General features: G+C 42.6%; 14 protein-coding genes and 1 tRNA gene. 10 read left to right on the top strand and 5 right to left on the bottom strand.

The features are described from left to right. Positions 1-34: 34 nt before the first annotated feature. From kdsA to V6252_RS08900, 8 genes are all read left to right on the top strand, one after another. Positions 35-910 (top strand): 3-deoxy-8-phosphooctulonate synthase, encoded by an 876-nt coding sequence (gene kdsA / locus V6252_RS08935; protein WP_341610139.1) that lies wholly within the window; start codon positions 35-37, stop codon positions 908-910. A 27-nt stretch (positions 911-937) separates the two neighbouring features. After that, positions 938-1195 (top strand): heavy-metal-associated domain-containing protein, encoded by a 258-nt coding sequence (locus tag V6252_RS08930; RefSeq protein ID WP_341610138.1) that lies wholly within the window; start codon positions 938-940, stop codon positions 1193-1195. Positions 1196-1449: 254 nt separating this feature from the next. Beyond that, a complete protein-coding gene (locus V6252_RS08925; protein WP_201578727.1) occupies positions 1450-1674 on the top strand; it encodes a heavy-metal-associated domain-containing protein in 225 nt (74 codons plus the stop codon). Positions 1675-1911: 237 nt separating this feature from the next. Further along, complete coding sequence (locus V6252_RS08920; RefSeq protein ID WP_341610137.1) at positions 1912-4269, top strand: cation-translocating P-type ATPase; 2358 nt, start codon at positions 1912-1914, stop codon at positions 4267-4269. Between the two features lie 326 nt (positions 4270-4595). Next, complete coding sequence (gene eno / locus V6252_RS08915; protein WP_201548211.1) at positions 4596-5912, top strand: phosphopyruvate hydratase; 1317 nt, start codon at positions 4596-4598, stop codon at positions 5910-5912. Between the two features lie 166 nt (positions 5913-6078). Further along, positions 6079-6387 carry an FtsB family cell division protein gene (locus V6252_RS08910; RefSeq protein WP_341610136.1) on the top strand — a complete coding sequence of 103 codons (309 nt, stop codon included), beginning with the start codon at positions 6079-6081 and terminating at the stop codon, positions 6385-6387. Positions 6388-6554: 167 nt separating this feature from the next. Beyond that, positions 6555-7283, top strand: a complete 729-nt coding sequence (ispD, locus tag V6252_RS08905) for a 2-C-methyl-D-erythritol 4-phosphate cytidylyltransferase (RefSeq protein ID WP_227677013.1) — start codon at positions 6555-6557, stop codon at positions 7281-7283. Between the two features lie 427 nt (positions 7284-7710). Next, positions 7711-8319, top strand: a complete 609-nt coding sequence (locus tag V6252_RS08900) for a BLUF domain-containing protein (RefSeq protein ID WP_341610135.1) — start codon at positions 7711-7713, stop codon at positions 8317-8319. Between the two features lie 239 nt (positions 8320-8558). On the opposite strand, the gene V6252_RS08895 is transcribed toward V6252_RS08900, so the two are convergent. The 4 genes from V6252_RS08895 to pyrC form a co-directional block, all read right to left on the bottom strand. Continuing rightward, positions 8559-8634: transfer RNA gene (locus tag V6252_RS08895), tRNA-Glu, on the bottom strand. Between the two features lie 52 nt (positions 8635-8686). Further along, the gene (locus V6252_RS08890) at positions 8687-8884 is read right to left on the bottom strand and encodes a hypothetical protein (RefSeq protein WP_134292217.1); all 198 of its coding nucleotides are present in this window, start codon (positions 8882-8884) and stop codon (positions 8687-8689) included. Positions 8885-9165: 281 nt separating this feature from the next. Then, positions 9166-9825, bottom strand: coding sequence for a ribonuclease T (rnt, locus tag V6252_RS08885; RefSeq protein ID WP_341610272.1), 660 nt, complete (start codon positions 9823-9825; stop codon positions 9166-9168). Positions 9826-10116: 291 nt separating this feature from the next. Continuing rightward, a complete protein-coding gene (pyrC, locus tag V6252_RS08880) occupies positions 10117-11187 on the bottom strand; it encodes a dihydroorotase (RefSeq protein ID WP_341610134.1) in 1071 nt (356 codons plus the stop codon). A gap of 335 nt (positions 11188-11522) precedes the next feature. Between pyrC and V6252_RS08875 the strand changes: the two genes are divergently transcribed. Then, positions 11523-12761 (top strand): argininosuccinate synthase, encoded by a 1239-nt coding sequence (locus V6252_RS08875; protein WP_057761167.1) that lies wholly within the window; start codon positions 11523-11525, stop codon positions 12759-12761. Positions 12762-12905: 144 nt separating this feature from the next. On the opposite strand, the gene V6252_RS08870 is transcribed toward V6252_RS08875, so the two are convergent. Beyond that, on the bottom strand, positions 12906-14165 hold the full coding sequence (locus tag V6252_RS08870) for a hypothetical protein (RefSeq protein ID WP_341610133.1): 1260 nt from the start codon (positions 14163-14165) through the stop codon (positions 12906-12908). Between the two features lie 140 nt (positions 14166-14305). On the opposite strand from V6252_RS08870, the gene V6252_RS08865 reads away from it, so the two are divergent. After that, complete coding sequence (locus V6252_RS08865; protein WP_341610132.1) at positions 14306-14818, top strand: L,D-transpeptidase; 513 nt, start codon at positions 14306-14308, stop codon at positions 14816-14818. Positions 14819-14876: the final 58 nt, after the last annotated feature.

The raw sequence follows: 14876 nt of genomic DNA, 5'->3' as shown, positions 1-14876 counted from the left end.
AGATATTAATAACAAAATAAGAGGTAATGGCTTCATGGAAAACTTATTGACCGCACAATCACATATTACGCTCAACACTCCTAATAACGATACGATTAACATTGGTAACGACCAGCCTTTTGTATTGTTCGGCGGTATGAATGTTTTAGAATCTAAAGAATTGGCATTTGAGATTGCTGAACAATATATTGATATCTGCAAGCGCTTGGGTATCAGCTATGTTTTTAAAGCGAGCTTTGATAAAGCCAACCGCTCAAGTTTGCATTCGTATCGTGGGCCTGGTTTAGAGCAGGGTATCGATTGGCTAGGTCAGATCAAAGAAAAATTCCAAGTACCGATTATCACTGATGTGCATGAGCCACATCAAGCAGCACCAGTCGCTGAAGTGGCTGATATTATTCAGCTACCTGCATTTTTGTCGCGTCAGACAGATTTAGTGCATGCGATGGCAAAAACAGATGCCATTATTAATATCAAAAAGGCACAGTTTTTGGCCCCTCACGAGATGCGTCATATCGTCAATAAGTGCCTAGAAGGTGGTAATGATAAGCTCATACTTTGTGAGCGTGGTAGTGCCTTTGGCTATAATAATTTAGTCGTGGATATGCTTGGTTTTGATACCATGAAGCAGATGGATATCCCCGTATTCTTTGACGTGACGCATAGCTTACAACAGCCAGGTGCACGTAGTGATAGTGCTGGTGGACGTCGTGAGCAGATTACAACGCTTGCCCGTGCAGGTATGGCTACAGGGTTGGCAGGGTTGTTTTTAGAAGCGCATCCAAACCCAGAAACTGCAAAGTGTGATGGTCCATGTGCGCTGCGTATGAGCCAACTAGAGCCGTTCTTACGTCAGCTTAAGCAAATTGATGATTTGGTCAAAGGTTTTGAAGTATTGGATACTCATTGATACGATACGTTATAAGAGGGCTATACAATGGCAATTCAGATGGCGCAAGTAAGCATCGAAAATATCGATGATGCAGAGGGCTTAGATAGCGTAATGACTGTGCTTAAGAATATCTCAGGCGTGACGGCTATTAATTTGGATCCCAAGCATAATGTCGCAACGGTAAGCTATGATGATACAGATACTAGTATCCATGCCTTGACGGCGGCGATTAGTATGGTGGACTATGTGACTCAGCCATTTCCGATTGATTCACCACAGAACCCGCACCATAACGATTTATAATCACAAATAGCTATTGTTATAAACTTGTCGATGCGCTCTTTTACGTTTTTATTAATAAGTTCCTGTCTCGTTAATAGCATCTCGTTAATAAAGCAACAACCAAACGGTCTTGTTGTCGAGGATAATAGGGCTTATGCTTATTTAATGTAGCTTTGATAGTTGCTCTTACTTTGATAACTTAAAAAATATCAAAGTAAGCATTAACAGAATCACTATTAGAGTTGCTCATTACTAATAAAAATAAGGAGCCCAATATGGCAGATCAAACACGTATTATTAAAATTGACGGTATGACTTGTGGCGGATGCGTAGCAAGCGTACATACGGCAACAGCCGATATTGATGGATTAGAGACTATTACTGTTGACCTCGCTGACAACTTAGCGACGATAACCTTTGATGATAGTAAAACCAGTGCAGAGGCTATTGCTTCAGTTATCGACGATGCGGGATTTGAGGCGACAGTTGCTAACTCATAAATCTCATCTTCTATGTAAAAAACCAGCTAACATGTTATTACACGCATGATAGCTGGTTTTTTTAATGATTAACGATTATGAGCATTCAGTCTCAATACTTTGATACATTGCTACTTTGTCTAAAATACTCATACTGAATACGATATAACCTAATTGCTTTATTTGAATTTTTTGCCCACCCACTGATATTTTATCGTGGTTCCTACAAATTTATAGGCACCATGACGAGTTTTATTTATGAACGATACCACCCGTACTACCAAAGATGAGTCTTATGATGTCGAAACTGATGTTGAGTCCAACATGCCACTGGCACCGCAACGCGCGCATTTGCAATTGGCGATTGACGGTATGACTTGTCAGGCTTGCGCCTCAAGAATCGAGAAGGTGCTTAACAAAAAGCCTTCGGTGTACGAGGTAAGTGTAAGTTTTGCTGGCGAGACTGCCAATGTTGATTATGATCCGACCCAGACGACGCCTGAACAGATCACAGAGTGGGTGAATAAAACAGGCTTTGTGGCTAATGTGCAGGCAGCCGATAGCTTATTTGCTCAGACTGACAAAGATACTGCCACTCAATATCCATGGCGTTTGATTGGATTATGGGTTTGTTTGGTGCCATTTTTGGTGGGTATGGCGGGTATGTTGGCGGGTTTTGGTATGGCGTGGATGCCGCCAGTCTGGGTGCAATTTATTTTAGCGACTGTAGTACAGTTTGGCTTAGCGTTACCGTTTTATAAGAGTGCATGGGCATCTATAAAAGGTGGCCTTGCCAATATGGATGTGCTGGTGGTCATTGGTACAGTGACGATATGGGCGTATTCGACTTATCTTTGGCTCACGCATGGCGATGGTACTTTAAACAGTCTTTTGCAAAGTGGGCATCTGGGCGGACACGGTGCTGGTAACAGCCCAGCCGTATATTTTGAAGCAGGGGTGATGGTCATTGCCTTTGTACGTACAGGTAAATATCTTGAGGAACGTACCAAGAAGCACAGCCTAAACAGTATTGATTTATTATTGTCATTGACACCTGATGAAGTAGAGCAGCAGCAGCCAAATGGTGAATTTCATAATATTGCGTTATCTGATGTGCAAGTAGATGACGTCCTACGTGCAAAGCAAGGCAGCCGCGTCGCTACAGATGGTACCATCATAGAAGGCAGCGGTTGGTGCGTGGAGAGTCATTTAACTGGTGAGTCGGTAGCCCTCAAAAAAGAGCAAGGCGATGGATTGCTGGCAGGTGCCTTGGTAGAGAATGGCAGTCTGCTGTATCGTGTCAGTGCGAAGGGCAGCGACACGAAACTCGGCGATATGGTACAAGCGTTGAGTGATGCACAAGGCTCAAAAGCCAATCTAGCGCGTCTCGCGGATCGAGTAACGGCTATTTTTGTCCCCGTAGTAGTAACGATTGCGTTGGTTACTTTTGGGGTCACATGGTGGCTGACAGGTATGGTTGATACTGCTTTAATGCATGCAGTATCAGTCTTGGTTATTGCTTGTCCTTGTGCACTTGGTTTGGCCACGCCAGCAGCGATCATGGCTGGTATGGGCGTTGCCGCGCGTCATGGTGTGTGGTTCAAGGATGCGCAAAGTCTTGAGGCAGCAGGTAATATAGATACGGTAGTACTCGATAAAACAGGTACATTGACTATTGGCAAACCTACTATCGTCGATCATGTCATGGTGGATAAGTCGCTTGCTGTTGATGATGTATTGCAGATTGCGGCCAGTGTCGAGGCGCATGCCAGTCATCCACTAGCAACTGCCCTCGTCAATACGGCTAAAGACCGTCAACTGTCTCTATTTAATGTGACTGACATCAGTGTGATAAAAGGCGCTGGTATACAAGCAAATATCGAAGGTCTTGGGCTGATAAAAGTGGGTACGGCAGAGTTTGCTAACTTGACGTTACCAAGATTCATGCCAAAAGTATGGCAAATTGCCAGTACCGTTGCGATTAGTATCAATGATGAGCCACTAGGTGCGTTTGCACTAGCCGATGACTTAAAGGCAGATACGCCGCAAGCAATCGCTGCACTACAAGATGCGGGTATCAATGTCATTTTGATGAGTGGTGATAAGCAGTCCGTCGTCGATCATGTAGCAGGGCAGTTGGGTATTGATAAGGCTTATGGCAAGATGAGCCCGCGTGACAAGGCCAGTCAAATTGCACTATTGCAAACTGCTGGTCATAAGGTAGCGATGGCAGGAGACGGCGTCAACGATGCGCCAGCGATGGCTACTGCCGATGCCAGCTTTGCGATGTTTGAGGGAACTGATGTCGCTCAGCATAGTGCCTCTGCACGGCTAATGGGTGAGTCGCTCATGCATATCGATGCGGCACAAAAAATCGCTCAAGCAACGCTACGCAATATTAAACAAAATCTGTTTTTTGCCTTCATTTATAACTGTCTCGGTATTCCGCTTGCTGCATTTGGGTTTTTGAATCCGATGATTGCAGCCGCTGCTATGGCGCTTAGCTCCATCTCAGTACTCATGAATGCACTACGATTAACACGGTTTAAGACAGAGGTTGAGTTAGATAATACGGTATCAACCTCTCATACGGATAAAGAACGCATAGCGAAATAGTAGCTATCATATTTGCTTAGGTATTCTACAAATATAAAAGAGGCAACCATCGCATATATGTATCTCTAAGATTGTTTTTATGACGGCAAGTCGGTGTAAGATAAGGGAAGTTTGGTAAAATATATGCTATGATGCCAAGCACTATAGCCGACTATTAATATGCTTTATATCCCTCTAATTGCTAGGTAACGATAGCCACAAGATAGAAAGGTGTAAAGGGTTTTTAAGACTATGCGCTATATGATATTTTGCTTTATCTTTTTTGTATGCTAGCTGCCGTTATTTATCTCACAAACTTGGCATGACCAAAGGAATTAACAGACATTATGTACGCTGAAGAAACCAACAACGTCACCGCAATTAAAGACATTCGCGCTCGTGAAATTTTAGACTCGCGCGGCAACCCAACTATCGAAGCTGATGTTATTTTAGCTGACGGTACTGTCGGCCGTGCTGCTGCTCCAAGTGGCGCATCAACAGGCTCACGTGAAGCGCTTGAGCTACGTGATGGCGACAAGACCCGCTTTATGGGTAAAGGCGTCAAAAAAGCCGTTTCTAATGTCAACAGTCAAATCCGCAGCGCCTTGATTGACAAAGATGTGACTGAGCAACAGGCCATTGATGATGCCATGATTGCACTAGATGGTACAGAAAACAAAGAAAGCTTGGGCGCCAATGCCATGCTAGCTGTGTCACTTGCGACTGCAAAAGCGGCAGCCAAGTCACAGAATCTGCCATTACATCAATACATCGCCAATCTTCGTAATCAAACGTCGTTGACCATGCCTGTACCGATGATGAACATCTTGAACGGTGGCGAGCATGCGGACAATACGGTTGATATCCAAGAGTTTATGATTGAGCCTGTAGGCTTCACAAGCTTCTCAGAAGCGCTACGTGCTGGTACAGAGATTTTCCATAGCTTAAAGTCTGTGTTGAAATCACAAGGTCTTAACACTGCCGTTGGTGATGAAGGTGGTTTTGCGCCGAACCTACGTAGTAACGAAGAAGCCATTACGGTTATCATGCAAGCGATTGAACAAGTCGGCTATAAAGCTGGTGAAGATATTCATCTTGCGCTAGATTGTGCGGCTAGTGAATTTTACAAAAATGGTCAATACGTTTTGGCAGGCGAAGGTAATAAGGCCTTTGATAGCCAAGGGTTCTCAGACTACCTAGTTGGGCTGGCACGTCAATATCCTATTATCTCTATCGAAGATGGTCTTGACGAGTCGGATTGGGATGGCTGGAAATATCTGACCGAGCAGATTGGCGATAAAGTTCAATTGGTTGGTGATGATTTGTTTGTGACCAATCCTACAATCTTGCAAGAAGGTATTGATAAGCATATTGCCAATGCTATTTTGATTAAATTTAACCAAATTGGCACTTTATCAGAAACGCTAGATGCGATTTATATGGCTAAGAAAAATGGCTATGCAACCATCATTTCACATCGTTCAGGTGAAACGGAAGACAGCACCATTGCGGACTTGGCAGTTGGTACCGCTGCTGGCCAGATCAAGACTGGTTCACTATGCCGTTCAGACCGCGTAGCGAAGTACAACCAATTGCTACGTATCGAGCAGCAAGTACGTGCAAGCTATCGTGGCCGTGAAGAATTTATCGGTCTACGTGGCTAAGAGTCTGACTGGCTGTTTAGCGCGTAATATACGTTAAGTAATGTACGCTAAAAAGCCTAGACTCATCAGCTGAAGTCAATATTTAGGCGATATATAACCGTTTGTATATCGCCTAATCAGCTTAAATTTTACTATCCTCTTTTATACCGTTTGGCGTTATCACCTTATGAAATATTTTAGCCAATTTATACTACTTGCTTTAGCCGTTGCAGTGCTTTTAGGATTGCAATATCAGTATTGGTTAGGTGAAAATGGCCGCTTTGAGCATAATAAGTTGACAGCTCAAATCGAAAAGCAACAACGTTTGAATGACAATCAAGTTGCAGCAAACAACTTACTACGCACCGATGTCCAAGATTTAAAAACGGGACTTGAGGCCGTAGAAGAGCATGCTCGCTTAGATTTAGGTTTAATCAAACCTAATGAGACTTTTGTCCAAGTATCTACTGCACCAACCACGCACAGCAACTATTAGCTTTATAGATACACTAGCTTTCACGAATACACTAATTTTTACGACATGAATTAATTTTCATGATGCAGCATCATAATGTTGTTATCTGACACCATTCATCACACTTAGCACCTGCTTTATTCCTCTTTACATATACTGTCATGGGCTTAAACCATGAGTACACTACTATGAATACAACCCCTAATATACATGCCATGATCGTCGCAGCTGGTCGCGGCAGCCGTTTTGGTGCGTCTATTGCCAAGCAATATACAATGCTAGAAGGTCAGACACTATTGCAGCATAGCGTGGCACGACTTGCTTATAGCGATTACATTGATAAGTGTCTATTGGTCATATCAGCCGATGACAGCACGGCTCAACAATTAGAGTTTGCACTTCCTGTACGCTATGCAGTCGGCGGAGCAGAGCGTTGGCAGTCAGTACAAGCAGGCGTTGAAGCGATTAGTCAGACAAGTGCTGATGATTCGGATTTGGTGCTTATCCATGATGCAGCACGTCCCGCTGTACCAAGTTCAGATATCGATCAAGTGATTGAAGCAGCGATGTTGGAGCCTTACGGCGCTATTCTAGCGACACCAGTGGCCGATACGTTAAAAGCTTCCTATCAGCTAGCTACCTCCGTAGAAGAGAGTCGTCCACATTCTTATACCAAATCTACTATTGACCGTAGCAATATGTGGCAAGCACAAACCCCGCAAGTATTCCGTTTAGGTCAATTAAAAAAAGTCCTAAATCATGTGTTTGAACATCAGCTAAGCATCACAGATGAGGCCAGTGCTTTTGAACAACTAGGTTTACCAATACGCTTAGTCTCTGGTAGTCGCCAGAATATAAAACTGACCTATCCTGATGATGCGGTACTGTTAACAGCGATTATGGCGCTTCAGTCTTAGTTTCAATTCTACTTCCGCTAACGAGCATCAATTTTACTCCTTTTATACTTAATGGTGGCCATAATAAGTATTAGGGCTTCAGTAGCCACTATATCCTCGTTAGACTTTTCTGTACTATTCTTAAAGATTAATTCAAAAATGAACTATTACTAAAGCCTATACCAAGAATATATATAATCTACTTTGGGATATAATATGGTTATTACATATGTTTTTTGTGTCTGAGCGGGCCTATGTCCAGTAATAGGTTGCTTTAATGACCAAACTAACCTATGATGTAACTAACTTAATACAATTAATATAAAAACTTATAAAATCAATAATATATCAGACCGATTCATTACGCTTAGTTATGTTGTCTCTATATTTTTTCTGAAGTTAGTATGATTGTTTTAGCGACATTTACCTGATAATAGGGAGAAGCTGATTGTCAACAATCAACGATTCAACAAATCCAGTAACGATAGATCTCTGCCAGCTTGTATATATAAGCCGGATTACCTCTACTGGTCTTTCAAGTCCTAGCACGCTTAATGATATCTCAGAGACCGCGGTTGAACGCAATCAAATAGATAATGTCACGGGTATTCTTTGCTATGGCAATGGCTACTTTTTGCAGTGTGTCGAAGGCTCAGAGCAGGCACTAACCAATCTAAAAAATCGTTTGTTGGTGGATGATCGACATAAAGAATTAAAGATTTTAGATTTTTCTGAGATTACCGAACGTCGCTTTGCCAGTTGGTCATTACGTTCAATTACCCTTGAGCGTTGGATGACTAAAGAGCCTGAGCTTAAAAAGTTAATGCCATTTAAGCCTTATGAGTGGGATTCTAATGAGTGGCAGAAGTTCTTGGACGTGCTGCAGGGCTACTATGAAGAGCAAACGAGAACAGGTAACGTTGATACGCCTCCTGTCAAATATAGTACGCTAGGGGTGACTCTAAGTAAGGTTGTAGGGCAGCATCAGGCGTTCTTTTTAATCCAGACGATATTGGGATTGATGATAGTGGCTACGTTGCTATGGTTGCTGCTGTAATCGATAGATATGAAAAAAGTTCCCATTGAGCCAAGCTATATTTATAATCAATAAGACAACCAAATAAAAAAGCCAGCATTTAATTGATGCTGGCTTTTTTATTTAAAAGAATAAGTTAGCTCTTAATGACAGACATAAAAAAACCCAGTTCATAATAAATTATGAACTGGGTTTTTGGTGGTACGCTTGTTAGTCTAATCTAATGCTAAGCAATAGTGCTAACAAGTGACGCCAAATAGTGGCGTCCCCAGGGGGATTCGAACCCCCGTTACCGCCGTGAAAGGGCGGTGTCCTAGGCCTCTAGACGATGGGGACTAGTAACAACACTTCAACTGCTTTCACCATTTATGCTGAAGTGGTGCGTATTTTAATAGCGTCGGCGCTTCCTGTCAAGCCTTTTTCTACGTCTTTTTAAAATTAAATATCTTTTTTTAATTGCGCGACGAGGATGTAGGTCATTTCGCTTTAAATGATAGCGAATCCATAAAGAAGTACAGGCGCTAATCGTCAATGCAAGCAGCATATAACCGAGAATGGTGCCCCATAACTTGAGCTGTGGATCCATAATAAAGTCCCTCCTATTAATCTTGATAATACCTACTATCAAGACAGTGTGAGCAACTTGAACCATCTATAGGATATAACTACATCGTTTAAGAGTGATATTTTATCATCAGACCGTTATTTATATCGAATAAAACAACTACGTCTGTCATCACTAAAATAGTTCCGTCTATTTATTATGATATCAATCATATCCCTATTGATTGCCAAATCAAGATGTCAAAGTCATCAAGTATTACAAATAGCACTATTATGTATGATTGGCAATATAGGATATGTGACTTATTGACTGTCGCTATCAGATGACTCTTCTTTCGCGTCTTCATTATGCAGCGCATTGGCTAACATAGGGTAGTTATTCAGTATATGACAGAATAGTTCAGCAGTCTTTTGAGTGTCATACAGAGCTGAGTGAGCATTCTTACCATCAAACTCTAACCCTGCTGCTTTACAAGCACGTGCTAAGACAGTTTGACCAAATGCCAATGCTGATAAGGTGACGGTATCAAATACTGAAAAGTTATGAAATGGATTGTGATTTTTGCTATTGGTTCGTAGCACAGCTGCATTTAAAAAAGCCAAGTCAAAATGGGCATTGTGCCCAATCAACACGCACTGACGGCACTCTTCGTCACGGCGTACGTCTTTTAACCCTTTGAAGATCCGGCGCAATGCTGTCTTTTCATCTTCAGCAATGGCTTTGCGCATTGGGTTTTTAGGGTCAATACCCGTAAAGGCAAGCGCACTTGGCTCTAAGTTTGCGCCTTCAAAAGGCTCGATATGAGCGTTAAAAGCTTCACCTGGATAAAATACACCTTGCTCATTCAGTAAGACAGGAATACAGGCAATTTCTAACAGTGCATCGGTCTGGGCGTTGAAACCTGCTGTTTCCACGTCGACGACGACAGGCAAGAACTTGCGAAAGCGGTCTTTTAAGGCCATAGGCGCTTGCTCATCTGTCACTGAAGCTGCATCTTCAGCGGAAGTGCTTAGAGTAGCATCAGGACTAGCAGATTTAGGGTTTGATAAGTCTTGGTCAGGCAAGGTCGCTATGTTTTGATTGGTCATATAAAGTTAAATCACTTTTATCAGTCGTACTAATATATTGAATAAGAAATAAGCATCCTATGATACTAACTGCACCTTTAGTACAAAGAAATCTACTACAAAGGTATCATTAGTATCATAGGATAAAATAATAGGTCATTTATTGAATGCTAAGCTTTGCGGGCATTAAGCCTTGACTGACCAAGGTAGCGTCTCACCTGCCATTAAGGGCGTCAATGATGCACCATCAAAATAAGGATAGTCAGCCGGTACTTGCATAGGCGTGTTGACAAGTGTGATCGTACTTTCATTTAGAGGTAAGCCGTAGAACTGAGCGCCAAAACGACTGGCAAAACCCTCCAGCTTGTCTATTTTTCCAACACTATCAAAGGCGGTCGCATACAAAGGCAGCGCCGTGGCTGCGCTATAGCAACCGGCACAGCCACAAGCGGCTTCTTTTTTGTCTGTCGCATGTGGCGCAGAGTCAGTACCTAAGAAGAACTTTGGATTACCACTAGTGGCTACATCTAATAGCACTTTTTGATGGCTTTCACGCTTTAAGATAGGCAGGCAATAGAAATGCGGTTTGATACCACCAACCAAGAGATGATTGCGGTTAAACATCAAGTGCTGCGGCGTGATAGTCGCAGCAACATGGTTACCTTGTGACAATACAAAATCTGCCGCATCGCTAGTAGTGATGTGCTCTACTACTATTTTCAATGTAGGGAACTTTATGATAATTTGTGCCAACACTTCATCTAAGAAACGCTTTTCGCGATCAAAGATATCTATATGGTCTTGAGTAACTTCACCATGGATTAGCAATGGTAGGTTGTACTTTTCTAGTGCTTCAAAGACATCGACGCAGGCATTAATATTGGTGACGCCATCTGCGGAGTTGGTAGTTGCCCCAGCAGGGTAGAGTTTGACAGCTTGTACGATACCTGACTGCGCTGCCAACTCAATATCTTGGGCAGTGGTATTATCCGTTAAGTATAGAGTCATACGTGGATCAAAAGCTGACTTGCGCTCAAGACTTAAATCACTTGCTGCTAATTGCTCCATGATACGTGCGCGGTAAGCAATCGCATCCTGCGCGTTTTTGACTGGAGGTACGAGGTTAGGCATACAGATGACACGGTTAAAGCTGCTTGCTGCATGAGGTACGGTCGTGCTCAAAGCGAGATCGTCACGCAAATGAATATGCCAGTCATCTGGCTGAAGGATGGTCAATTCTCTAATCGAATCAGTCATAGTGTCAAAGCGCTCTATATCGTCAAATAAAGGAAACAAAAGGGAGTAATACTGTGGGTCTATCATAACAGATTTGCCCACTTGACTAAATATAAGGCTAGATATCTGTACATAATTCATCGGGCTAAGATTAATATCTTATCTTTAAACGATGTTTAAATTCTGGTGGCAAAAATGAGGTTGACTAGAATTTAAGTCAAAAGCGCACGCCTTATGGCAGTTAGACTTTTGCCCATAGTAAATATGATGTACACTGAGCAGGTAATTATCGTTCGACTTGCTTTTGATTTGATCGTCGCCTTTTCTAAAACTATATTTCATAATGGGAGTTATTCATGGCTCAACTTGATCCAAAAAATATCAATAAAATCGTCTTGGCTTATTCAGGTGGTCTTGATACCTCAATTATCGCTAAATGGCTACAAGAAACTTATGATGCGGAAGTAATCACCTTTACCGCTGATATCGGCCAAGGCGAAGAAGTTGAGCCAGCACGAGCCAAAGCTCAAGCAATGGGTATCAAGCATATCCATATCGAAGATCTGCGCGAAGAGTTCGCTCGTGATTATGTATTCCCTATGTTCCGTGCTAACGCCATTTACGAAGGTGAGTACTTGCTAGGTACGTCTATTGCTCGTCCATTGATTGCCAAGCGCTTGGTTGAGATTGCTAAAGAACATAACGCCGATGCTATCAGTCATGGTGCGACTGGTAAAGGCAATGACCAAGTTCGTTTTGAGCTAGGTGCTGTTGCTTTGTCACCAGACGTAGTAACTATTGCTCCTTGGCGCGAGTGGGATTTATCAAGCCGTGAAAGCCTGATGAAATATGCTGAAGAGCATGACATCGCCATTGATTATGCGGGCAACAAGAAAAAATCTCCTTACTCAATGGATGCTAACTTACTGCATATCTCTTATGAAGGCGGTGTCCTAGAAGAACCGTATACTGAAGCAGAAGATGATATGTGGCGCTGGTCTGTCAGCCCAGAAGAAGCACCTGATGAAGCACAGTATCTAGAACTAGAATACGAAAAAGGCGACATCGTTGCTATCGATGGTGAAGCACTTAAGCCTTATGAAGTCATGATTAAGCTAAATGAAATCGGTGGCAAACATGGTATCGGCCGTTTAGATATCGTTGAAAACCGTTACGTCGGTATGAAATCACGTGGTTGCTACGAGACGCCAGCTGGTACTATTATGTTAAAAGCGCATCGCGGTATTGAGTCGTTGACACTTGATCGTGAAGCTGCCCATCTAAAAGATGAGCTAATGCCACGCTATGCAAAAATCATCTACAATGGCTATTGGTTCAGCCCTGAGCGTATGATGCTACAAGCATTGATTGACAAGTCACAAGAATACGTCAACGGTACTGTACGTGTAAAACTGTATAAAGGTAGCGTTAGTGTCGTCGGCCGTAAATCTGACGATTCATTATTTGATGAAAAAATCGCTACTTTCGAAGATGATGCGGGCGCTTATGATCAAAAAGACGCAGAAGGCTTTATCCGTCTAAATGGCTTACGTCTAGCTATCGAAGCTAGCCGTGGTCGTGATTTATCTAAGTAAGTTTTTGGGCTACTGATAGCCAATTCGTAACCTAGATCGCACAACAAAAAAGAGACTCTATGTTGATAGGGTCTCTTTTTTTATGGCTAATAAATGATTGCCAAACGGTTGCTTTGAAAATATTTGTTTCAAAAGTAAAACGCTTTACTCAGCTTTTTCTGTCTCTGCAACGTCAGATTCATCTTCGTCTACCATTACGATGGCCACATCTTGCTGTTGGCGCTTGTCAATAGCATCTTGTTCTAATACTTCTTCAGTTGCCAGGATAGCACCGTCAGATTTTTGCGATTGGTATTTCAAGGTAGCGAGCGCACCAAGGACACCAACGACAAGTATGATGATAAGAATGACAGGATTTTTCCATAGCGGTGTAGAAGCCTCATATTCGATGGGCTTTTCACTAGTAGTGGTCGGTGTATTATCGTTATTGCCGCCGATTAGTCCCAAACTTACTAAAGGCGGTTTAGGCGGATTGGCTGGTTCAGAGTTAACGCGCAGTCGATTTCGGCTAAGATAGATATCTGAGATTTTGGCCAACTGCAATAACCAACGTTGATGTGGTAAGGCAACGGCATGCATCTCCGTAAATACCAGCATATCATTGTGACGACCCTGCTGTAGATTGTCAGGTGAGCGTCCAATGGCTTTTAAGTAATTGCCTGTCGCCATTTGCATGTCTTGCACAGGTTCATAGTTTTCAGGTTTGAATCCGGACAGTTCATACCAGTAAAGATCAAAAGGAGGTGGAGTGCTTGATAACTGCTCAGCATTTAGTAACGTACGCTCCGCATTATTCTCTTGGTCGTTCTCTATAGCTTCAGTAGTTGATTGGGGCAGGTCACTATTGCTTTCTATCTCAGCAGATGAGGTATGCGCATGCTCTGGGTTAAATCGGGCCGCTGATAAAAACTGTGGTTGTAGTGCAAACCATTTATTAATCTCATCACTGTCTAGTTGACTGTATTCTGTCAAAATAGCCAATTCACGCAGCACAATCACGCACAATGAGGTGAGTAGAGTTTGAGCTTGCTGCGTCGTTGCATCAATCTTCTCAGCGATATGTTCGCTTGCCTTTATGACACGGGCGTTATCACTAAATACAGCATCTGCTGCATCGTGACGATGATAGAGTGTGGCACTGATGGTGGCAAAGTTCATTGAGTTATACTGTCGTAACTCTTTGACAGCACTACGACCAAACAGCTTTTTGCTGACTGCTTGTCCCTGATGACGCTGCTGATAGGCGAGCAGCGCACTTATGATGGCTTGTAGACTGGCATCCATCCCTAAGCGAGCTTGCGGTAGAGAGAGCTGTGCCGCATCGGCCAAAAGTGACAGCATAGGCTGGGTATCATGATATAAAAAATCATACATCGACACACGTGTCGGTGAAATAGTCGTCATAATCTGCTAGCATCAAAAAGTGTGCCCCTATATTACGGTGCCAAATGTCTTGATACAATCCCTTGATAATAGAAATTTTCAATCATTTTACTAATAACCTTAATAGTAATCTGATGAATGACTAATAGTCGGAAGCATTTATGACCAATAATAAGACGCTTGATAAACAACTCGTGATTAATATCGCTGAGCAAACATTAACGATGTACCAGCAGCAAACTGAGGTTAGATACGTAGTCTCCACTGCAAAGAATGGTATTGGTAGTCAGCAGGATAGTGGTTGCACACCGCTCGGTAGGCATGTCATTGAACAAAAAATAGGTGGTAGTGAGCCTATGAATGCGGTATTTGTTGGGCGCGTGCCGACAGGTGAGATATACGATGCAAATCTTGGTGAGCTACATCCCAAGCGTGACTGGATATTAAGCCGTATTCTTTGGTTAAGCGGTCTTGAAGAAGGGTTAAACAAAGGTAGTAATAGCAAAGGTGGTTGCGATACTTATGAGCGCTATATCTATATTCACGGTACACCAGATACTGAACCAATGAGTATTCCGCTATCACATGGCTGTATCCGTATGCGTAATGAGGATATTGTAGCGTTGTTTGAGCAAGTAGAAGCGGGTATGCCTGTTACGATTGTGGCTAATTAGGACATGTTGCACATTTAGCCATGACGCTGACAGAAACTATTTAAACACAATAAAAAAG

This window comes from Psychrobacter proteolyticus (assembly GCF_038155145.1).
Lineage (GTDB): Bacteria > Pseudomonadota > Gammaproteobacteria > Pseudomonadales > Moraxellaceae > Psychrobacter > Psychrobacter proteolyticus_B.
This window is presented reverse-complemented; position numbering and strand designations above follow the sequence as displayed.

Coding starts and splice junctions, on each gene's coding strand:
- ispD (WP_227677013.1), top strand. CDS start 6,555: ATGAATACAACCCCTAATATACATGCCATGATCGTCGCAGCTGGTCGC.
- V6252_RS08875 (WP_057761167.1), top strand. CDS start 11,523: ATGGCTCAACTTGATCCAAAAAATATCAATAAAATCGTCTTGGCTTAT.
- rnt (WP_341610272.1), bottom strand. CDS start 9,825: ATGGCCTTAAAAGACCGCTTTCGCAAGTTCTTGCCTGTCGTCGTCGAC.
- V6252_RS08910 (WP_341610136.1), top strand. CDS start 6,079: ATGAAATATTTTAGCCAATTTATACTACTTGCTTTAGCCGTTGCAGTG.
- pyrC (WP_341610134.1), bottom strand. CDS start 11,187: ATGACTGATTCGATTAGAGAATTGACCATCCTTCAGCCAGATGACTGG.
- eno (WP_201548211.1), top strand. CDS start 4,596: ATGTACGCTGAAGAAACCAACAACGTCACCGCAATTAAAGACATTCGC.
- V6252_RS08870 (WP_341610133.1), bottom strand. CDS start 14,165: ATGACGACTATTTCACCGACACGTGTGTCGATGTATGATTTTTTATAT.
- kdsA (WP_341610139.1), top strand. CDS start 35: ATGGAAAACTTATTGACCGCACAATCACATATTACGCTCAACACTCCT.
- V6252_RS08890 (WP_134292217.1), bottom strand. CDS start 8,884: ATGGATCCACAGCTCAAGTTATGGGGCACCATTCTCGGTTATATGCTG.
- V6252_RS08920 (WP_341610137.1), top strand. CDS start 1,912: ATGAACGATACCACCCGTACTACCAAAGATGAGTCTTATGATGTCGAA.
- V6252_RS08925 (WP_201578727.1), top strand. CDS start 1,450: ATGGCAGATCAAACACGTATTATTAAAATTGACGGTATGACTTGTGGC.
- V6252_RS08930 (WP_341610138.1), top strand. CDS start 938: ATGGCAATTCAGATGGCGCAAGTAAGCATCGAAAATATCGATGATGCA.
- V6252_RS08865 (WP_341610132.1), top strand. CDS start 14,306: ATGACCAATAATAAGACGCTTGATAAACAACTCGTGATTAATATCGCT.